Consider the following 20,654-nt stretch of genomic DNA (forward strand, 5'->3'; position numbering starts at 1 on the left):
TACGAGAAGTGACTACCGAGACCCAGGATTCCGTCGTGCGCGACGGTGTGCACTACCACCAGTTCGACATCGTCATCGTGGGCGCCGGCGGCGCCGGCATGCGAGCGGCCATCGAGGCCGGCTCCGGCGCGAACACCGCGGTCATCTCCAAGCTCTACCCGACGCGTTCGCACACCGGTGCGGCGCAGGGCGGCATGGCGGCTGCGCTCGCGAACGTCGAAGAGGACAGCTGGGAGTGGCATACCTTCGACACCGTCAAGGGCGGCGACTACCTCGTCGACCAGGACGCTGCGGAGATTCTCGCGAAGGAGGCCATCGACGCGGTCATCGACCTCGAGAACATGGGTCTGCCGTTCAACCGCACGCCCGAGGGCAAGATCGACCAGCGTCGCTTCGGCGGCCACACCGCCGAGCACGGCAAGACCCCGGTCCGCCGCGCCTGCTACGCGGCCGACCGCACCGGTCACATGATCCTGCAGACGCTGTTCCAGAACTGCGTCAAGCTCGGCATCAACTTCTTCAACGAGTTCTACGTGCTCGACCTGCTCACGGTGAAGGACGCCGACGGCAAGACCCAGGTCTCGGGCGTCGTCGCCTACGACCTCTCGACCGGCGAGCTGCACGTCTTCCAGGCCAAGGCCGTCATCTTCGCGACCGGCGGTTTCGGCAAGATCTTCAAGACGACCTCGAACGCCCACACCCTCACCGGTGACGGCGTCGGCATCGTCTGGCGCAAGGGCCTCCCCCTCGAAGACCTCGAGTTCTTCCAGTTCCATCCCACCGGACTCGCCGGCCTCGGCATCCTCCTCACGGAGGGCGCGCGAGGAGAGGGCGCGATCCTGCGCAACGCCTCGGGCGAGCGCTTCATGGAGCGCTACGCCCCGACCATCAAGGACCTCGCTCCCCGTGACATCGTCGCGCGCTGCATGGTCCAGGAGGTCGCGGAGGGTCGCGGCGCAGGTCCCCACAAGGATTACGTGCTGCTGGACTGCACGCACCTGGGCGCCGAAGTCCTCGAGACCAAGCTCCCCGACATCACCGAGTTCGCCCGCACCTACCTGGGCGTCGACCCGGTCGTCGAGCCCGTGCCGGTCATGCCCACCGCGCACTACGCGATGGGCGGCATCCCGACCAACAACAACGGCGAGGTCCTGGCCGACAACGACACCGTCGTCCCCGGTCTGTACGCCGCGGGCGAGTGCGCCTGCGTCTCGGTGCACGGCGCCAACCGCCTCGGCACCAACTCGCTGCTCGACATCAACGTGTTCGGCAAGCGCTCTGGGCGCAACGCGGTCGAGTACGTCAAGACCGCCGAGTTCGTGCCGCTCCCGGAGAACCCGGCCGCCTTCGTGTCCGACATGCTCGAGGGACTGCGCAACAACCAGGGCACCGAGCGCATCGCGGTGCTCCGCAAGGCGCTGCAGGACGAGATGGACAAGGGCGCGCAGGTGTTCCGCACGCACGACTCCCTCCAGCACGTGCTCGGCGTCATCGCCGAGCTGCGCGAGCGCTACAAGAACGTGCACGTCGACGACAAGGGCAAGCGGTTCAACACCGACCTGCTCGAGGCCGTCGAGCTGGGCTTCCTCCTCGACATCGCCGAGGTCGTCGTCTACGCCGCGCAGAACCGCGAGGAGAGCCGTGGCGGCCACATGCGCGACGACTTCCCGACGCGCGACGACGAGAAGTACATGAAGCACACGATGGCCTACCTGACGGGCGATCCGCACTCCTCCACCCCGAGCGACCACATCAAGCTCGACTGGAAGCCCGTCGTGTTCACCAAGAACGACCAGGGCGAATTGAACTACCCGCCGATGGAGAGGAAGTACTGAGCATGTCCAACGCCATCGCTGAAGCTCCCGCTGACACGACCGAAGAGACCGGCATCCAGTCCTTCATCGTCACGTTCAACATCCGCCGGTTCGACCCCGAGGTCGACGCCGAGCCGCACTGGGTCGACTACGACGTGGAGCTGTACTCGACCGACCGCGTGCTCGACGCGCTGCACAAGATCAAGTGGGAAGTCGACGGCTCGCTCACGTTCCGCCGATCCTGCGCCCACGGCATCTGCGGTTCCGACGCCATGCGCATCAACGGCCGCAACCGCCTCGCCTGCAAGACGCTGATCAAGGACCTCGACATCTCGAAGCCGATCTACGTCGAGGCGATCAAGGGTCTGCCCCTCGAGAAGGACCTCGTCGTCGACATGGAGCCGTTCTTCGCCTCCTACCGCGAGGTGCAGCCCTTCCTCGTCGCCAACTCGGTGCCCGAGAAGGGCAAGGAGCGCGTCCAGACGATCGCCGATCGCGAGATCTTCGACGACACGACCAAGTGCATCCTGTGCGCCGCGTGCACCTCGTCGTGCCCCGTCTTCTGGACCGACGGCCAGTACTTCGGCCCGGCCGCGATCGTGAACGCGCACCGCTTCATCTTCGACTCGCGTGACGACAACGCCGCAGTGCGCCTCGACATCCTCAACGACAAGGAGGGAGTGTGGCGTTGCCGCACGACCTTCAACTGCTCCGAGGCGTGCCCCCGTGGCATCGAGGTCACCAAGGCCATCGCCGAGGTCAAGCAGGCCGTGCTGCGCGGGCGTCCCTGATCTCAGTCGCACTTCTCGGAATGAAGAGGGCGGGCTCCCCACGGGGATCCCGCCCTCTTTCGTCGTGTGGATAAGGTGAAGACGTGCCAGATCCCGATCCCGCGGCGTCAGAGTCGGGCCGCCTCGACGCGGCCGTCGAACGTGCGACCGCACTGACGAGACGTACGCTGGGCCTTTTCCCGGTGCGAGTCTGGCGTCACTTCCTGCAGCACAACGGATTCCTGCTCGCCGCGGGCGTGAGCTATCAGGCGCTGTTCGCGATCTTCGCGGCGATCTACCTCGCCTTCGCGATCGCCGGCCTCTGGCTCGGAGGCAGCAGCGATGCGGTCGACGGCATGATCGACATCGTCAACAGCTACATCCCGAATCTGATCCAGGATCAGGGCGGGGTGTTCACCCCGGACCAGGTGCAGGAGATCGCGGCCAGCACGACGGGGATCCTGAGCATCACCGGTCTGATCGCCCTCGGAACGGTGATCTGGACCGCCATCGGATGGGTGACGTTCTCTCGACGCGCGACCAGGGACATCTTCGGTCTGCCGCCCGACCGCCGCAGCTACATCATCCTGAAGGCGCGCGACCTGCTGGCCGCGCTGATCTTCGGCGTCTCGCTGATCGTCGGCTCGCTGCTCAGCTCTGCAAGCGCCGTCGCGCTGGCCTGGATCCTCAGCCTCCTCGGCTGGGGTGCAGCCCTCGACGGCCTGACCAGCATCCGCATCGGCACAGTGCTGGTGTCCTTCGCGGTGCTGTCGGCCGCACTCGCGGCGATGGTCCGCTTCCTCACCGGCACGTCTCTGCACTGGGGCACGATCTGGCCCGGTGCCCTCCTCGGGGGCGGGGCGATGACGATCCTCCAGTTCGGCGCGGGGTTCCTCCTGAGCTACACCCCGTCGAATCCGCTGCTCGCCACATTCGCGATCTTCATCGGCCTTCTGCTGTGGTTCCGGGTCAACGGCGTGGTGATGCTGGTGGCGTCGTCGTGGATCGCGGTCAGCGCCCAGGACCGTGATCTCCCGCTGCTGTCCCAGACCGAGGCGGAGCGACGGCTGGCGGAGTATCAGACGCTGCTGCAGGCTGCGCGGATCCGGGTGCGCGAAGCGCAGGCCGATCGCGACGACGCGCCGTGGTACCGCTCCTGGCAGAGCGAACGCGCCCTGCGTGCGGCCGAGAAGGAGCTCGAGTCCCTCGAGGAATCCGCTCCCCCTCCCGTCGACGAGAGCACCCCCTTCGCCCAGCGTCTCCTCGCGGAGCTGCAGCGTCCGTCCAAGGATGTCGGCGGCCCTCGTTAGGCTTGTGGGCATGCCTCATCTGCGTATCGCCTCGGTCAATGTCAACGGAATCCGAGCGGCGGCTCGCAACGGCATGAGCGGCTGGCTCGATGCGGCCGATGTCGACATCCTGACCCTGCAAGAGGTGCGCGGGCAGGACGAGCACCTCGAAGCCGCGCTCCCCGGCTGGACGTTCGTGCACGACGAGGCGACGGCCAAGGGCCGCGCCGGTGTGGCGATCGCCAGCCGCGTGCCGGCGATCGCATCGCGCACCGACTTCGGCGACGTCGACTTCGACTCGAAGGGCCGGTGGATCGAGGCCGACTTCCAGATCGGCGATCGCCCGCTCACCGTGGTCAGCGCCTACGTGCACAGCGGCGAGGCCGACACTCCGAAGCAGGAGGAGAAGTGGAAGTTCCTCGATGCTTTCGGCATCCGGCTCGCAGAGCTCGGCCAGGCTGACGACGCGCTCGCCCTCGTCACCGGCGATCTGAACGTCGGGCACCGCGAGCTCGACATCAAGAACTGGCGTGGCAATCGCAAGAAGGCCGGGTTCCTACCCCGCGAACGCGCGTACTTCGACCGCTTCCTCGGTGCGGCAGGAGAGGCCGTCGAGGGAGTCGACGGATCCATTGGCACCGGACTCGGCTGGATCGACGTCGGACGCGCCTTCCACGGCGAGGTGGAGGGCCCGTACACCTGGTGGTCGATGCGCGGTCAGGCCTTCGACAACGACTCCGGGTGGCGGATCGACTACCACCTGGCGACCCCCGCGCTCGCGGAGCGAGCGACCGCCTACCACGTCGCTCGCGCAGCCGCTTACGACCAGCGGTGGAGCGACCACGCGCCGGTCGTGGTCGACTACACCTACTGACGACCTGCGCGGCCCGACGACCTGCGCGGCGAACGTCGGCGACCTCGGGCAGAGATCAGGCCGTGACCAGAGCGACGATCAACCCGGCCGCGACCGCGAGGTAACAGAGCATGCTCCACAGATAGGCCGCTCCGCGGTGCGCGCGAGGGAAGACGAGCGGAACCGCGATCGCGACGAGGATGCCGGTGACGAGCGCGAGGAACGTGCCGAAGATCATCCCGTAGCCATGCGGGTCTCCGCTCGTCCACCCGAACCGGCTGCTCAGCGCCATCCACGCGAGCAGCACGAAAGGTGCGCCGAACAGCACCGTCAGGACGACGCCGATGATGCGGGAGAGGACATCCCGACGGCCCCCGGGGACGCCGGCGGATTCAGGGGCAGTCGTCATGAGGCGAGTCTCCCCCGCGGGCTCGCGCATCACCACCACCCCCATAGGATTGATACCGTGACGAAACCTCGCCTCTACTCAGGAATGCAGCCCTCCGCCGACTCTCTGCAGATCGGCAACTACATCGGGGCGCTCCTGCAGTGGCGAGACCTGCAGAGCTCCTACGACGCCTACTTCTCGGTCGTCGACCTGCATGCGCTGACCGTCGCGCAGGACCCGGCGGAGCTTCGCGAGAAGACCCGCCGCACCGCCGCGCAGTACATCGCCGCGGGCATCGAGCCGTCCCTCTCGACGCTCTACGTGCAGTCGCACGTGCGCGCCCACGCGGAGCTCGCCTGGATCCTCTCCACGATCACCGGGTTCGGCGAGGCCGGACGGATGACGCAGTTCAAGGACAAGTCCGCCCGCTACGGCGCCGACGCCACGAGCGTCGGCCTGTTCACGTACCCCGTCCTGATGGCGGCCGACATCCTGCTCTATCAGACCGATGTCGTGCCCGTCGGCGACGACCAGAAGCAGCATGTCGAACTCACCCGTGATCTCGCCGATCGGTTCAACTCGCGCTTCGGCGAGACGTTCGTCGTGCCCCGACCGGTGATCCAGAAGGACACGGCGCGCATCTACGATCTGCAGAATCCGACGTCGAAGATGTCGAAGTCCGCCGAGAGCGATGCGGGCGTGCTCTGGATGCTCGATGACCCGGCGAAGTCGGCGAAGAAGATCATGCGTGCCGTCACCGACAACGAGGGCTCCGTGCGCTTCGACCGCGAGAACAAGCCCGGCGTCTCGAACCTGCTCACGATCTACGCCGCCCTGTCGGGTCGCCAGGTGCCGGCCATCGAAGACGAGTACGCAGGTCGCGGCTACGGAGACTTCAAGAAGGGTCTCGCTGAGGTCGTCGTGAACGAGTTCGAGCCGGTCCGCGCCCGCGCACTCGAGCTCCTCGACGACCCCGCTGAGCTCGATCGGATCCTCGCGGCGAACGCCGCCAAGGCCGACGCCGTCGCCGACGCGACTCTCGCCGCCGTGTACGACCGGGTCGGTCTGCTTCGTCGCATCTGACACGACCGGCCATAGGATGGGGGCGTGACTGATCCGCAGCTGCCCCCGTCCGGTGCCGTTCCTCCCGTGCCGCCGGCACCCCAGCCCGCTGACCAGCAGCCGCCGGCCGCTCCTCCCGCATACGCTCCTGCGCCGCCCGCTCCTCCGGCTCCGCCCGCCTACCAGGCGGCTCCGCCGGCGTACCAGCCCGCACCCCCGGCGGCCCCGTACGCGCAGTCCGAGCCCACTTTCCCGGCCCCGCCCGCACCGGCGTACCCCGCACCGGCGGGCAGCCCGATGTACCCCGCTTCACCTCCCGCAGCCCAGCCCGGCGTTCCCTCCTACCAGGCCGCCCCTCCCGGCGCCTATCAGGTGCCCGTCGGCGGTTACGCGGCCCCCGAGGGGGCATACCAGGCACCCTCGAGCGAGCAGAAGAAGTCCGGACTCCTCGGCATCCTCGCTCTGGTCTTCGCGATCGTCGCCGCCGTGGTCACTCCGATCGTCGCGGGAATCGCGGGGTTCGAGATCGGACGCCGGATCCCCGGCGGACTCGATACGACGGATCCCGACTTCCTGTCGATCCTCTCCCCCGCACGCGATCAGGTGCTGTGGGCCGAGCTCTCGTTCTGGACGGGCACGATCCTCGGCATCGCCGCGATCGTGATCGGCATCCTCGCCATCCGCAAGAAGCAGGCCCGCGGCGCCGGCATCGGCGCGCTGGTCGTCGCCGTGCTCGGACCGATCATCTTCTGGGTCGTGCTCTTCGTCGCCGTCTCGACCGGCACCGCGGCGGGCTTCCTGCCCTGAGCGGTCGTGCTCAGGTCGACGCCTATCGGCCGACCGTCAGCGTGGAGCGTGATGCTTCTGCTGCGCCGCCAGCAGCCCCTCGGCGACGAGGAGCTCGACGGCGTCAGCCGCGTCGGACACGAGGATAGGCAGGTTCGCGCGTTCATCCTTGCCGAACGGTGAGAGCACCCAGTCCGCGGGATCCTGTCGGCCCACCGGTCGACCTATGCCGACGCGCACCCGGGGGAACTCGGGGGTGGTGATGGCGCGGGCGATATCGCGCACCCCGTTGTGCCCACCGTGGCCGCCGCCGATCTTGAGCTTGACGGTGTCGAAGGGGATGTCGAGTTCGTCGTGGACGACGATGATCTGCTCGGCCGGCACGGAGTAGAACCGCGCCAGAGCGGCGACCGGCGTGCCCGAGACGTTCATGAAGGTGTTGGGCTTGGCCAGCACGAGCTTGTCGCCACCGGGGCGCAGCCAGGTCTCGACGACACGCGCGCCGCCCTTGTGCTCACGGAAGCTCTCGCCTCGTCGCGCAGCCAGCTCATCGACCACCATCTGGCCGATGTTGTGCCTCGTCGCCTCGTATCGCGGGCCGGGGTTGCCGAGCCCCACCACGAGCCAGGTGGATGCCATGTCCTCGTCCTCTCGGATGCGGGCGCCGTGCGGTTCCCGGGTCAGAATACGACAGAGGGGGCGCGATCTGCTCGCGCCCCCTCTGTGAAGCAGTCAGCTGTGCGCTGCGCCTGCGGAGATCACTCCGCGGCGGAAGCCTCCTCGGCAGAAGCCTCATCGGCTCCGGCCTCGTCCTCACCGAGAGACTCCTCAGCGGGGATCGAGATGGCGACGACGAGCACCTCGGGGTCGGTCAGCAGTGTCGAGCCCTTGGGGAGCGTGACGTCAGCGGCGGTGATGTGCGCGCCATCTTCGAGACCCTCGACCGAGACCTCGACGTTCTGCGGCAGGTGCGTGGCCTCTGCCTCGATCGACAGGGTGTTCGCGTCCTGGTTGACGATCGTTCCGGGAGCGGACTCACCGGTGACGATGACGGGGAGATCGATCGCGACCTTCTCGCCCTTCTTCACCACGAGGAGGTCGATGTGCTCGATGATCTGGTGCACGGGGTCCTTCTGGACATCCTTGACCAGGGCGAGCTGAGTCTTGCCCTCGATGTCGAGCTCGAGCAGCGCGTTGGCGCGGCGGATGATGAGCGAGACCTGGTGGCCCGGCAGCGCGACGTGCACGGGCTCGGTGCCGTGACCGTAGATGACGGCGGGGATCTTGCCTGCGGCGCGCAGACGACGGGCGAAGCCCTTGCCGAAGCTCTCGCGGAGCTCGGCCTTGACCTTGGTGTCTTCAGACATGGGGTTCTCCTTCGGGGCACGCAGCGACAGCTACGCGGTGGTCTTGGAATTGTTCTCGAACGCAGACACGTGAGGAAAGCCACCGGCTTGCTTCGCCGCGTCGATAACGGATGCCAGCGCACGCGCAGAAGCATCCCTCGCCGAGGTACTCCTCTGATGGTACCAAATGAGCCGGTAGGCTGAGGACACCGATCCCTTCTCTGCAGAACACGGAGTCCTCTCATGCTCGACGGCGTCTTCTTCTCCCACGCGATCGCCTGGGTCATCGGCGCGATGACCGTGTGCGCTGCCGGCTTCACGTTCGCCGCGCTCTTCTCGCTCGGCCGCTCGGGTTACCGCAAGGACTGACCGCCCCCGATCGGGCAGTCACAGCGCGCTCGCGAGAAACGCATTCCGGCGACACACGGGAGAAGCACCCCTGCCGTCGCGATAATCTGGATGCATCCCTTTCTTCTCGATCTAGGAGCCATCTGTGCCCGAAGCATCAGCGAACATCGGAGTCGTCGGACTCGCCGTCATGGGGTCGAACCTCGCCCGCAACCTCGCCAGCCGCGAGGGGAACACGGTGGCGATCTTCAACCGCAGCTACGAGAAGACCGAGACCCTCGTCTCCGAGCACCCTGAGGCCGGCTTCGTCGCGGCCAAGACCTACCAGGAGTTCGCAGACTCGCTGCAGAAGCCGCGCACCGCGATCATCATGGTCAAGGCCGGCGGCCCGACCGACGCCGTGATCGACTCGCTGGCCTCGGTCTTCGAGCCGGGCGACATCATCGTCGACGGCGGCAACGCCTACTTCCCCGACACCATCCGCCGCGAGAAGGCCGTTCGCGAGACCGGCATCAACTTCGTCGGAGCCGGCATCTCCGGCGGCGAAGAGGGCGCGCTCACCGGCCCGTCGATCATGCCCGGCGGCTCTGATGAGTCCTGGATCACCCTCGGCCCGATCCTCAAGTCGATCGCCGCCGTCGCCGAGGGCGAGCCGTGCGTCACGCACGTCGGCCACGACGGCGCCGGACACTTCGTCAAGATGGTGCACAACGGCATCGAGTACGCCGACATGCAGCTGATCGCCGAGGCCTACGACCTCATCCGCCGCGGCACCGGCAAGTCCCCCGCCGAGATCGCCGAGATCTTCGCCGAGTGGAACAAGGGCGAGCTCGAGTCCTACCTGATCGAGATCACCGCAGAGGTGCTCCGCCAGGTGGATGCCGAGACCGGCAAGCCCCTCGTCGACGTCATCCTCGATCAGGCCGGCGCCAAGGGCACCGGCGCGTGGACCGTGCAGACCGCGCTGTCGCTCGGCGTTCCCGTCTCGGGCATCGCCGAGGCCACGTTCGCCCGCTCTCTGTCGTCGCACCCCGAGCAGCGCGAGGTCGCGGGTTCGCTCCCCGGCCCCGACGAGGAGTTCGTCGTCACCGACCAGGCAGCCTTCATCGAGGATGTCCGCCTCGCGCTGTACGCCTCGAAGATCGTCGCCTACTCGCAGGGCTTCGACGAGATCCGCGCAGGCGCAGCCGAGTACGGCTGGAACATCGACCTCGGCGCGATCAGCAAGATCTGGCGCGGAGGCTGCATCATCCGCGCCCAGTTCCTCAACCGCATCGCGGACGCGTACGCGGCAGAGCCGGGCCTGCCCGTGCTGCTGACCGCTCCGTACTTCACCGAGGCGATCACACGCGCTCAGGCGCCGTGGCGTCGCGTCGTGGTCGCGGCGGCACAGGCCGGCATCCCGGCTCCGGCGTTCTCGTCGTCGCTGTCGTACTACGACGGCATCCGCGCCGACCGCCTGCCCGCCGCGCTCGTTCAGGGGCAGCGCGACTTCTTCGGTGCGCACACCTACAAGCGCATCGACAAGCCGGGCACGTTCCACACGCAGTGGTCGGGCGACCGCACCGAGATCGAAGCCGAAGACACGCACTGAGCGCGTCTCGCCCATGACGAAGGCCCCGGCGATTCCGCCGGGGCCTTCGTCATGTCTCATCGGGTGATGTCCTGCACCGTCCCCTTCACGAGCCGCAGGCGCCTGGTGGCCCGGCGGGCGACCGCCGAGTCGTGCGTGACGACGATCATGGTGATCCCCTCCGCGCACAGCCCTTCGAGCAGCGCGAGGATCTCATCGCGCATGCTCTCGTCGAGGTTGCCGGTGGGTTCGTCCGCAAGCAGCACGCGGGGCCGCTTCACGATCGCCCGCGCGATCGCCACACGCTGCTGCTGACCGCCCGACAGCTCGGTGGGCAGGTGATCGCCGCGATCGGCGAGCCCCACGTGGGCGAGGGCCTCGGCGACCCGAGTCACGCGCTCGGTGCGGCTCAGGTCGGTCGGCTCGAGAGCCATGTGCACGTTCTCGGCCGCCGTCAGCGTGGGGATCAGATTGAACCCCTGGAAGACGAATCCGATCTCCTCGGCGCGGATCCGACTGAGCTCGCGCGCGGATGCCGAGGCCAGCTCGATGTCACCGAGCTTCAGCGACCCGGATGACGGCTTGTCGAGCGCACCGAGCATCTGCAGCAGAGTCGACTTGCCCCCTCCGGTCGGACCCTGGATGGTGACGAACTCACCGGGGTGGATAGTGAGATCGATGCCCGTGAGGGCCTTCACCGTGCGCCCCTTCTGCGAGTAGGTGCGCGTGACATCCTGTGCGCGGTACAGCGGTGCCGTGGCATCCGTGCCGTTCGCGGGCGGAGCGATATCTGTGATGGTCATGTCCGTGTCTCCTTGTCTGTGACGTGTGTTCGCGAGTCCGTCAGGCGACGGATCGCAGGGCTTCGGCCGGGCTGAGACGCGCAGCGCGCCAGCCCCCGAATGCTCCGGCCACGAGGCCGCCGAGCACCGCGAGACCGACCGCGGCGACCAGCACCCACGGGGTGAACGGAGCCTGCAGCACGATGTCCGCCGCCTGCTGGGTCTGGAACATGCCGCCTCCCCCGGTGGGGCCTCCTCCCATGCCTCCGGGGCCGCCTTCCGCGTTGCCCGCGACAGCCGCGGCGACCGTCGGCTTCACGAGGTTGATGACGACGATTCCGGCGATCCCGAGCGCGAGTCCCACCGCGCCCCCGATCAGCCCCTGGACCATGGACTCGCCCGCGACCTGGCGCACGACGCGCCCGTTCGACCAGCCGATCGCTTTGAGGGTGCCGAACTCGCGGGTGCGGCGGGAGACGCCGGACAGGGTGAGCAGCACCGAGAGCAGCACGGCCACCGCGAGCACGATGATCGACAGCCAGGTGCCGAGGTTCGTGATCAGCGACGTCGCGCTGGACAGAGAACCCGAGACCGACGACGCGAGCTCGGACTGCGACGTGATCGTCGCATCGGGCAGCTCGTCCGCGAGGGCCGCCTGCACCGCATCGATCGACGATGCGGACTCCGCCTGGACGTACACGGTCGAGATGACGTCGCCGGCGCCCGAGAGCTCCTGCGCGGTGTCGAGAGGCAGGTACACGTTCGCCGCGGTGTCGGCGGAGTCGGAGGTCGAGGCCACGACCCCGACGACCTCGACATCGGAACCGGCGACATCGACGGTGTCGCCGACGGCGATCTCGTTCGTGGTCGCGTATGTGGCGTCGACGAGGGCGACGAGGGCCCCGGCGTCACCGGTGTCGAGAGCGCGACCGTCACTGATCGCGACGGAGGCGAGCGGCCCCACGGAGGTCACGGCCGGGTCGATCCCGAGAACGGTGAACGAGTCGACGCCGAACGAGCCGCCACCCGCGCCGTCCGTGCCACCCTGGGGCGGGGCCTGACCCTCGGCTGGTGCGGCTTCTTCGGTCGTGCCGTCCTGCGCGCCGAAGCCGCCGCTCGGCAGCTCGCCCGAGAAGGTCGAGTTGGTGAGGCTGAGTGCCGCGGATGCCGCGGTCACGCCCTCAGTGGAGGTGACGGTGTCGAGCGCGGACGACTCGAGCGTCCCGCGCATGAAGTCCGTCATCAGCGTCGACTGGCTGAGTGTGGTCGTGTCTCCGTCGGTGGATCCGTCGTCTGACCCGAAGTCGAAGCGCTGCCCGCCGCCCTCCCCCGGTTCCGCCGCGGCACCGGTGACCGTGAGGTCGGTGCCGACGCCGTACACCGACTCGAGGGCTTGTGCCTGCGCATCGCGCACGCCCGCAGTGAGGGCGTTGACGATGATCACCAGAGCGATCGCTATCGCGAGCCCGATCGCGACGATCCACGTCTGCTTCTTGCGGCCCGCCAACTCTCGCCGCAGATATGTCCCGTACATGTGTCTCCTTACGCCGCGCCGTTCGCGGGCCGATCACGACGCTAAGGAGCGCAGTTTGGCGAGATCGAGGGAGGAGTGATGAGGACCCTATGCCGCGCGCACCTCACAGCTGACGCATAGCGCTCTCCATAGAAACCCCATAGGTGATTCCGCAGAATGTACTCATGAGCTCCGATCTCCCCGAACTGCGCCGCCCCGACGGCTCGCCCCTGCGCATCCTCGCCGTCGACGACGAGCAGATGCTCACCGACCTGCTGGCGATGGCGCTGCGCATGGAGGGCTGGGAGGTGCGCACCGCATCGTCCGGTCTCGAAGCCCTTCAGGTCGCCCGCGAGTTCGAACCCGACGCGCTCGTGCTCGACATCATGATGCCCGACCTCGACGGCATGGCCGTGCTGCGGCGTCTGCGCGAGTCCGGCAGCCTCGTTCCCGTGCTCTTCCTCACCGCGAAGGATGCCGTCGGCGACCGTGTCGCCGGACTCACCGCCGGAGGAGACGACTACGTCACGAAGCCCTTCAGCCTCGAAGAGGTCATCGCGCGTCTGCGGGCGATCATCCGCCGCACCGGCCACGCGACGGCGGATGACGGCCAGTCGATCCTGCGGGTCGCCGACCTCACCCTCAACGAGGACAGCCACGAGGTCGTGCGCGACGGCACCGAGATCGAGCTGACCGCGACCGAGTTCGAACTGCTCCGCTACCTGATGCGCAACGAGCGCCGTGTGCTGTCGAAGGCGCAGATCCTCGACCGCGTCTGGAGCTACGACTTCGGCGGCAAGTCCTCGGTGGTCGAGCTGTACATCTCATACCTCCGCAAGAAGATCGACGCCGGACGCACCCCGCTGCTTCACACCGTGCGAGGTGTCGGCTACATGATCAAGGCGCCACATTGAGCTCGACGAGGATGACTCGGCGGCCGATGAGCCTGCAGACCCGGCTGATGACAGCCGTGATCGGCTTCGTCTCGCTCATCCTCGTGATCGTCGCCGTGATCACCAGTGCGCTGCTGGGCAGCACTCTCGAGAGGCAGCTCGAGGATCGCCTGCACAGCTACTCGATCGAAGTGACGCGGTGGGTCAGCCAGGTGCCGGCGCAGTACGCGAACATGGACACCATCCTCGAGATCAACGATGCCCGCGTCCCCGGACTCCTGCTCGCCGTGTCCAGTACGGAGGGCGGCACGAGCGGCGTCCTGTTCCCCGACACCAAGGACGAGTGGGGCGGTGTGTCGCAGAAGCTGACCAGCGCCGATCTCGAACGGATCGACGCCGCGCTCGGCGGACAACGGAGTGCCACCGTCACCCTCGACGATTTCGGTTCCTACATGGTGATCGCGCAGAAGGCGGCCAACGGCGTCAACGTCGTGACGGGTCTCCCCCGCACCGAGATCCAGAATCAGTTGGCCACACTGCTCACCGTGATCGCCCTGGCGACGATCGGCGGACTGATCCTCCTCGCGCTGACGACGGCCATCACCATCCGAGTGGGGCTGAGACCGCTGAGGGCAGTCGCAGCGACCGCCACGCGCGTCGCGAACCAGCCGCTGGACCGCGGCGAGGTCGAGATCACTGAGCGCGTACCCGCCTCCGAGGCGGATCCGCGCACCGAGACCGGACTCGTCGGCGCATCATTGAACACTCTGCTCGACCACGTCAACGACTCCCTCGCCTCGCGGCAGAAGAACGAGGAGAGGATGCGGCGCTTCGTCGCCGACGCCAGCCATGAGCTGCGGACTCCGCTCTCGTCGATCCGAGGATACTCGGAGCTGTCGCTGCGCGCTTTGAAGCAGCAGGGAGGAGAGGCGGCCGTCGAGAGCACCACGACCTCGCTCGAGCGCATCCAGGCCCAGTCGCTGCGGATGACGAGCCTGGTCGAGGATCTGCTGCTGCTCGCCCGCCTCGACGAGGGCCGAGAGCTGGTCTACGGCACCGTCGACCTGACGCAGCTCGCGCTGGAGGGACTCTCCGATGCGCGCCCGACCGCGGCAGACCATCACTGGAACATCGAAGCCCCTGACGAGCCGATCGTCGTCGTCGGCGACGCCGGGCGGATGCATCAGGTCGTCGCGAACCTCCTCGCCAACGCCCGGACACACACGCCCGCGGGCACCTCGATCACTCTCAGCGTGAGTCGCGAAGGCGATGAGGCCGTGCTGCGGGTGCACGACGACGGCCCCGGCATCGACCCTGGCGTGCGCGATGAGCTCTTCGCCCGATTCGCCCGTGGCGACAGCTCGCGCGCCCGTCAGACAGGCGGCACCGGCCTCGGACTGGCCATCGCCACGGCGATCGTCGAGGGTCACGGCGGTGATCTCACCGTCTCCAGCGAACCCGGCGACACGACATTCACGGTGCGGCTCCCGCTGAGCCCGGCCCAGGCCCCGACGGCTGACGTCGCGGGCTGATCCCGGTCCGTCGTCCCGTCTGCAGGACCGGGGCACGTCTGCAGGACGAACGGATGACTTCAGCCCTGCATCCGTACTCTCGTCCTGCAGACGGCACATGCCCGGTTCGGTGCCGCTCGGTCCCGCAGTCCCGTCAGCAGGACCGGGGCACGTCTGCAGGACGAACGGATGACTTCAGCCCTGCATCCGTACTTTCGTCCTGCAGACGGCACATACCCGGTTCGGTGCCGCTCGGTCGCGCAGTCCCGTCTGCAGGACCGGGGCACGTCTGCAGGACCGGGGCACGTCTGCAGGACGAACGGATGACTTCAGCCCTGCATCCGTACTTTCGTCCTGCAGTCGGTGCCGAAGACGACTGCACGAGCCGTCGGTTCTCTTCTGCACAGGTCGGGCTGTCGTCGGAAACCCTCCCCGACCCTCGATTCCGCCCCGTCCCCCGTCTCAGAACCGGCAGGATCGGTCAGATGCCGACAGCCGCACACGTCCTCTCTCACATCGGCGATGTCGCCAGAGGTACGACACTTCACCGATTCGGGCTCAGCAGGCGGATGCTCTCGGCGGCCGTGCGCGATGGCACGATCACACGTGTCCGCAACGGTGTCTTCGCGGCGCCATCCGCTCCCATCGACGTTCTCACTGCTGCGGCGCACGGAGGCGCGCTGACCTGCTCTCGCGCGCTGCGGATGCACGGAATCTGGACTCTCGACGATGATACGGATCCGCACGTCTGGCTCGGCACGCACGGTCGAAACCACCACGTCGAGTGCGCGTGCACCGGCCACTTTTTCGACGGCCCGACCGCGCTCGGCCTCGCTCCCCTCGAAGACGCCCTTGTGCACGTCTACCGCTGCCGAGGCGACAAGTCGTTCTTCGTCGCCATCGAGTCCACCCTGCAGCTGCGCAAGATCGGGGCAGCAGGTCGCGCCCGCATCCGCTCACGCCTGCCGGCGAATGCGCGGTGGCTCGTCGATCTGGCACGGATGGATGCCGACAGCGGCCTTGAGTCTCTTCTGCGCCTGCGGCTTCACGTGCTCGGAATCCGTCTGGAATGCCAGGTCGAGATCCCCCTGGTCGGGAGAGTGGATTTCGTGGTCGACCGACTGCTCATCCTCGAAGCCGACGGGGTAGAGAACCACGACAGCCCATCGCATCGTCATCGGGACCTCCTCCGCGATGCGGAGGCCTCCAGACAGGGGTACGAGACTCTGCGTTTCGACTACGCGATGATCGTCCACGACTGGCCGGTCGTGATGGCCGCGGTCCTCGCGGCCATCGAACGCCTTCGCGCGCGCGTCTGACGCACCGAATGCAGGACCGAGGCACCGAATGCGGGACGAAACCAGAGGTTTCGTCGTGCAGAACGTGCCGGGGTCCTGCGAACGGCCCGAGATCAACAGCCCGGGATCAACGGCCCGAGATCAACGGCCCGGGATCAACGGCCCGAGATCAACGGCCCGAGATCAGCGGCCCGCACCCGTATCATCCGGCTCTGCACTCGTTCGAGACGGCCGTCGCCCGCACCGTCTGCAGGAGCGAAGCACGAATGCGGGACGAAAGCACCGGAGCTCCCCCGCAGAACGTGCTTCGGTCCTGCAGACGGGCTCCGGTCAGGACGCGGATGCCGCGAGGGTCAGCCAGGACTCAGTACCCGGCGAACGCGTCCGTCGTGAGCGAGCGGGCCTTCTGCAGTGCGGGAGCGAGGTCGGCGATGAGCCGCGGAGGACCGGAGATGTACGAGTGCCGCTCACCGATGTCGGGAACGTGGCGCTCGAGTCCCGCGGCGTCGAGGCGCGCGCCGTGCGCCCAGGTCCAATGCGACGGAAGGTCAGCCGGCTCGTCGCGCGTGAACACGATGACGCGCGCGCCGGTCGCAACCAGCTCATCGCGGAAGGCCAGCTCAGAGCTGTCGGATGCCACATAGATGAGAACGACGTCGCGCTGCTGCCCCGTCAGCTGGAGCTGGCGCAGCTGCGACACGAACGGCGTGACGCCGATCCCGGCGGCGACCATGAGCACGGGGGTCTCCGAACGCGGCAGAAGGAAGTCTCCCCACGTGCCCGTGACGGCAAGCGCGGATCCCGGCTCGGCTGCGGCGAGTGCGCGCTTATAGCTCGACGGATGCTTCTGATCGCCGTCCTTGTAGGCGATGCGCAGTGTGGGGAGGTCTGCCGGCGCCGAGACGATGCTGAACTCGCGGCGGGTTCCGCGGGCATCCGGGCGTGCGTGCGGCACGTCGAGTTCGAGGTACTGCCCCGGAAGGAACTTCAGCTTCCCCTTCGCGCGGAACGTCAGCTCCTGAGCGGTCGGCGTGATGAACTGCCGCTTCTCGAGCACGAGCCGCACGGACCCTCGCAGCGCGAAGGCGAACGCGAGCAGGTTGCCGATGAGAAGTGCGCGCTCCTGTCCGAGAGTGAAGAGGCCGCCGATCGCGATCGGCCACCCGGCGAGCACTCCGACGAGAACGGCCACCGAGAACTGCTGCCACCGGCGCGGCGGCAGAGTCAGGGGCTCGGAGAGCATGAATGCTCCGAGAAACAGGAACGGCGACTGCAGGATCGCGAACGAGAGGGCGGAGCCGGGATCGAAGGCGATCGCGAACTCCTGAGCCTGCACGGCCTGTCGCAGGATCGACACCGCGATCGCCACGAGGAGGAAGACGACGACGATGCGCACTTTCTCGGTGCGCCAGAGGACGGCGAGCCCGAGGATCAGAACGGGCACGAAGAGCGACGGCGTGCCGACCCACCACGACGACGAGGTCCCGAGCCACTCGAAGGCCCCGAAGGATCCGAGGACCGATACGACGGCCGCGCCGAAGGCCGCAGGGTTGAGGATGTGCCGACCGCGCCACGCGATCAGGTACTTCGACAGGCTCGCGACGGCTCCGGCGATGGCGAGCCCGAGCAACGCGCTCGGCTCGATGCCGGGGCGGAGCACGAAGAGCAGGATCAGTGCGGTGACCAGCGACGACTCGATGCGCCACGGCAGGCTCAGGATGCGCTGGGCTGCCGCATCCACGAGCGAGATGACCACCGCCAGCACGACGAAGGAAGCGAGTATCTCGAGCGGTGTCGGCGAGACGATCACGCCGAGAGCCGACAGCACCACGGCGATGAGCGCCAGCGTCAGCAGGGCGAACAGCACCAGACGGTACATGGAGATGCCGCCGAGCAATGCGAGAACCCGCTGCCGCAGCGCGGTGATGGAGGTGATCACAGGTCTACTCTTCCCTACTTCGATGCCTCATCGGCGGGTGGTGAACAGCTGTGCGGGGCAGCCGGGCGAACGCTCCGCGCGTCCGTCTGTCGTCATGCGCACCCACTCGACGCCCCACGACGCTGCCAGCTCGGCGCCACCCTCGAAGAACAGGGCGGTCGCGACCGCATCCGCTCGCATCGCGTCGGGTGCGATCGCCCACGTGGCCGCCCACATCCGGACAGGCACCCCGGTGCGTGCGTCGAGCACGTGGTGCAGGCCATCGCCCCACGCGCGGCGATTGACCGCCGAGGCGCACAACGCCGCATCCTGCAGTTCGATCACGCCGATCGCCTTCGTCGAGTCGTACGGATGCTCGAGGCCCACCCTCACCGCGTCTCCGCGGACCTTCATGTCACCCCCGGCATCGACCACGAGGTGACCGGGAACATCGCTGAGGACGCCGACTACGAGATCGACCAGACGCCCCTTGCCGAGAGCTCCGACGTCGAGGAGAACGGGAGCGGATGCCAGGGCCTCCCCCACCGTCCACTGCACCCGATCGGTCCAGTCATCCGGGGCGGCGATCGGGGAGCTCGCGACGAGCGAGTACGACGCGTCATAGCCGAGGGCCGACAGGCTTTCGGCGACGAGGGGGTTCACGGCGCCTGCGGTCGCCGTCGACAGGTCGCGATAGGCATCGAGCATCGCTCCCGCATCGGGAGACGAGATCGAGCCGCCGGCTCGACCGACACGGGTCACCGATGAGTCCTCACGGAACCTCGACCACTCCCGGTCGAACCGCTCGATCTCGGCGCCGACGAGCTGTCGTGCGTCGGCGCCGAGATCATTCGATGTCGCGATCTCCCAGGTCGTGCCGATCGCGTCGAACCGCCAGATCGCCATGGCCGTGTCAGGCGCCTCAGGCGGCGGCCTGCTCCTTGATCGAATCGACCGCCTCGTTGAACCCGCCGCTGGTGAGCGACGAGCCGGCGACGCGGCTGACGTTCAGCTCATCGAGCGACTTGCCCACGACCTCATCCGAGATGCCGTCGATGAACTGCCCCTGGTACTGCTCGCTCTCGCGTGCCTGCGGATCGCCGGTCACCTCGACCTCGGACACGACGCCGTCGGCGATCGTGAGTGTCACGCTGATGGACTCGACCGTCTCGGGCGTCTGGTACGAGCCGTCTGCGGTGTAGGTGCCGTCGGCGTAGTCGCCGGTCGACGCTCCCGAATCGGTCGACTCGGTGCTCGTGTCGGTGCCGGTGTCGGTGGACTGGTCTTCGGCGTCAGCGGTGCCTGAGCATCCCGCGAGGACGAGGAGTCCTGCGACGCCGGCGAGAGCTGCGCCCTTGCGAACAGAAGTCGGTACAGTCGTGCGGATCATGATGGTCCTCCCGGCCTTGATCGATGTGTTGCTTCGACCGTAGGGACCTGATCTATGCGCGGGCTGTGCCCGATATATGAGTTGCTTACGCGTCGCCGCCGAACATGCTCGTGACGGATCCGTCTTCGAAGACCTCGCGGATCGCGCGGCCCAGAAGCGGAGCGATCGGGAGGATCGTCAGCTTGTCCCAGCGGCGGGACTCGGTCAGCGGGATCGTGTCGGTGATCACGACCTCGTCGATCGATGCATCCTGGAGGCGCTCGGATGCCGGGTCGCTGAAGATCGCGTGCGTCGCGGCGACGATCACACGATGCGCGCCGTTCGCCTTGAGCGCCTGGGCGGCCTTGACGATGGTGCCACCGGTGTCGATCATGTCGTCGACGAGGAGGCAGGTGCGTCCCTCGACGGCTCCGACGATCTCGTGCACCGAGACCTGGTTGGCGACCTTCGGGTCGCGGCGCTTGTGGATGATGGCCAGCGGCGCACCCAGGCTGTCCGACCACGTGTCGGCGACGCGGACACGCCCCATATCGGGAGAGACGACGGTGAGGATCTTGCGATCCTCCGCGCTCAGCGTGCGCTCGAAGTAGTCCAGCAGCACGGGCTTGGCGAAGAGGTGGTCGACGGGACCGTCGAAGAAGCCCTGGATCTGCGCGGCGTGCAGGTCGACGCTCATCACGCGGTCGGCCCCGGCCGTCTTCAGCAGGTCGGCGACCAGTCGGGCGCTGATCGGCTCGCGGCCTCGGCCCTTCTTGTCCTGACGCGAATACGGATAGTACGGGGCGACGACGGTGATGCGCTTGGCCGACGCGCGCTTCGCGGCGTCGATCATGATGAGCGCTTCCATGAGCCACTCGTTCACCGGCTCGCCGAACGTCTGGATGAGGAAGAGGTCACACCCTCGGATCGAGACGTCGAACCGGGCGTAGATCTCGCCCGACGCGAACGTACGGTGCTCGGTGGGCACGACCTCGGTGCCCAGCGACGCGGCGACCGCGGCGGTGAGCTCGGGGTGCGATCGACCCCCCGCGACCACGAGCCGCTTCTTGGTCTTGGCGACGAGTCCGGGGGCGATGCCGTTGTCCCGGTCCAGATCGACAGTCTTCTTCTTGCGCGCCAT

The 20,654-nt window shown here is 67.7% G+C and carries 20 protein-coding genes; 11 read left to right on the forward strand and 9 right to left on the reverse strand.

The window, feature by feature from the left end; genetic code table 11:
• Positions 1-8: 8 nt before the first annotated feature.
• From sdhA to ASF63_RS10570, 4 genes are all read left to right on the forward strand, one after another.
• Entirely contained in the window at positions 9-1,835 is a 1,827-nt protein-coding gene (gene sdhA / locus ASF63_RS10555; protein WP_056513401.1) for a succinate dehydrogenase flavoprotein subunit, read from the forward strand.
• A gap of 2 nt (positions 1,836-1,837) precedes the next feature.
• Positions 1,838-2,605: a succinate dehydrogenase iron-sulfur subunit gene (locus ASF63_RS10560; protein WP_056513404.1), complete on the forward strand. Its 768-nt coding sequence runs from the start codon at positions 1,838-1,840 to the stop codon at positions 2,603-2,605.
• 83 nt (positions 2,606-2,688) lie between these two features.
• On the forward strand, positions 2,689-3,894 hold the full coding sequence (locus tag ASF63_RS10565) for a YihY/virulence factor BrkB family protein (RefSeq protein WP_056513407.1): 1,206 nt from the start codon (positions 2,689-2,691) through the stop codon (positions 3,892-3,894).
• 10 nt (positions 3,895-3,904) lie between these two features.
• Positions 3,905-4,747 (forward strand): exodeoxyribonuclease III, encoded by an 843-nt coding sequence (locus ASF63_RS10570; protein WP_200934012.1) that lies wholly within the window; start codon positions 3,905-3,907, stop codon positions 4,745-4,747.
• A gap of 55 nt (positions 4,748-4,802) precedes the next feature.
• Here the strand turns inward: ASF63_RS10570 and ASF63_RS10575 are convergent, their stop codons facing one another.
• Positions 4,803-5,135 (reverse strand): hypothetical protein, encoded by a 333-nt coding sequence (locus ASF63_RS10575; protein WP_157534312.1) that lies wholly within the window; start codon positions 5,133-5,135, stop codon positions 4,803-4,805.
• A 57-nt stretch (positions 5,136-5,192) separates the two neighbouring features.
• Between ASF63_RS10575 and trpS the strand changes: the two genes are divergently transcribed.
• Both trpS and ASF63_RS19540 read left to right on the forward strand, forming a co-directional pair.
• Positions 5,193-6,197: a tryptophan--tRNA ligase gene (trpS, locus tag ASF63_RS10580; protein ID WP_082478065.1), complete on the forward strand. Its 1,005-nt coding sequence runs from the start codon at positions 5,193-5,195 to the stop codon at positions 6,195-6,197.
• 24 nt (positions 6,198-6,221) lie between these two features.
• Positions 6,222-6,983, forward strand: coding sequence for a hypothetical protein (locus tag ASF63_RS19540; RefSeq protein WP_268770595.1), 762 nt, complete (start codon positions 6,222-6,224; stop codon positions 6,981-6,983).
• A gap of 36 nt (positions 6,984-7,019) precedes the next feature.
• Here the strand turns inward: ASF63_RS19540 and pth are convergent, their stop codons facing one another.
• Both pth and ASF63_RS10595 read right to left on the reverse strand, forming a co-directional pair.
• Positions 7,020-7,601, reverse strand: coding sequence for an aminoacyl-tRNA hydrolase (gene pth / locus ASF63_RS10590; RefSeq protein WP_056513415.1), 582 nt, complete (start codon positions 7,599-7,601; stop codon positions 7,020-7,022).
• Positions 7,602-7,720: 119 nt separating this feature from the next.
• Entirely contained in the window at positions 7,721-8,329 is a 609-nt protein-coding gene (locus ASF63_RS10595) for a 50S ribosomal protein L25/general stress protein Ctc (protein WP_056513418.1), read from the reverse strand.
• A gap of 222 nt (positions 8,330-8,551) precedes the next feature.
• On the opposite strand from ASF63_RS10595, the gene ASF63_RS19545 reads away from it, so the two are divergent.
• Both ASF63_RS19545 and gndA read left to right on the forward strand, forming a co-directional pair.
• Complete coding sequence (locus ASF63_RS19545) at positions 8,552-8,677, forward strand: hypothetical protein (RefSeq protein WP_268770598.1); 126 nt, start codon at positions 8,552-8,554, stop codon at positions 8,675-8,677.
• A 124-nt stretch (positions 8,678-8,801) separates the two neighbouring features.
• Positions 8,802-10,250, forward strand: a complete 1,449-nt coding sequence (gndA, locus tag ASF63_RS10600; protein WP_056513421.1) for an NADP-dependent phosphogluconate dehydrogenase — start codon at positions 8,802-8,804, stop codon at positions 10,248-10,250.
• A 56-nt stretch (positions 10,251-10,306) separates the two neighbouring features.
• Here the strand turns inward: gndA and ASF63_RS10605 are convergent, their stop codons facing one another.
• Both ASF63_RS10605 and ASF63_RS10610 read right to left on the reverse strand, forming a co-directional pair.
• On the reverse strand, positions 10,307-11,032 hold the full coding sequence (locus tag ASF63_RS10605) for an ABC transporter ATP-binding protein (protein ID WP_200934013.1): 726 nt from the start codon (positions 11,030-11,032) through the stop codon (positions 10,307-10,309).
• Positions 11,033-11,072: 40 nt separating this feature from the next.
• Positions 11,073-12,545, reverse strand: a complete 1,473-nt coding sequence (locus tag ASF63_RS10610; protein WP_056513423.1) for an ABC transporter permease — start codon at positions 12,543-12,545, stop codon at positions 11,073-11,075.
• A gap of 164 nt (positions 12,546-12,709) precedes the next feature.
• On the opposite strand from ASF63_RS10610, the gene ASF63_RS10615 reads away from it, so the two are divergent.
• The 3 genes from ASF63_RS10615 (at position 12,710) to ASF63_RS10625 (ending at position 16,247) form a co-directional block, all read left to right on the forward strand.
• Positions 12,710-13,438: a response regulator transcription factor gene (locus tag ASF63_RS10615; RefSeq protein WP_056513426.1), complete on the forward strand. Its 729-nt coding sequence runs from the start codon at positions 12,710-12,712 to the stop codon at positions 13,436-13,438.
• 26 nt (positions 13,439-13,464) lie between these two features.
• The gene (locus tag ASF63_RS10620; RefSeq protein WP_056513430.1) at positions 13,465-14,949 is read left to right on the forward strand and encodes a sensor histidine kinase; all 1,485 of its coding nucleotides are present in this window, start codon (positions 13,465-13,467) and stop codon (positions 14,947-14,949) included.
• 464 nt (positions 14,950-15,413) lie between these two features.
• On the forward strand, positions 15,414-16,247 hold the full coding sequence (locus ASF63_RS10625; protein ID WP_056513433.1) for a DUF559 domain-containing protein: 834 nt from the start codon (positions 15,414-15,416) through the stop codon (positions 16,245-16,247).
• A gap of 343 nt (positions 16,248-16,590) precedes the next feature.
• On the opposite strand, the gene ASF63_RS10630 is transcribed toward ASF63_RS10625, so the two are convergent.
• The 4 genes from ASF63_RS10630 to ASF63_RS10645 all read right to left on the reverse strand — a co-directional run bounded on the left by ASF63_RS10630 (position 16,591) and on the right by ASF63_RS10645 (position 20,654).
• Positions 16,591-18,165 carry an FAD-dependent oxidoreductase gene (locus ASF63_RS10630; protein ID WP_056513437.1) on the reverse strand — a complete coding sequence of 525 codons (1,575 nt, stop codon included), beginning with the start codon at positions 18,163-18,165 and terminating at the stop codon, positions 16,591-16,593.
• Positions 18,166-18,192: 27 nt separating this feature from the next.
• Positions 18,193-19,050, reverse strand: a complete 858-nt coding sequence (locus ASF63_RS10635) for an FAD:protein FMN transferase (protein WP_056513441.1) — start codon at positions 19,048-19,050, stop codon at positions 18,193-18,195.
• Between the two features lie 16 nt (positions 19,051-19,066).
• Positions 19,067-19,534, reverse strand: coding sequence for a hypothetical protein (locus tag ASF63_RS10640; protein WP_056513445.1), 468 nt, complete (start codon positions 19,532-19,534; stop codon positions 19,067-19,069).
• 85 nt (positions 19,535-19,619) lie between these two features.
• Positions 19,620-20,654, reverse strand: coding sequence for a ribose-phosphate diphosphokinase (locus ASF63_RS10645; RefSeq protein WP_056513449.1), 1,035 nt, complete (start codon positions 20,652-20,654; stop codon positions 19,620-19,622).

This window comes from Microbacterium sp. Leaf320, assembly GCF_001423485.1.
Taxonomy (GTDB): domain Bacteria; phylum Actinomycetota; class Actinomycetes; order Actinomycetales; family Microbacteriaceae; genus Microbacterium.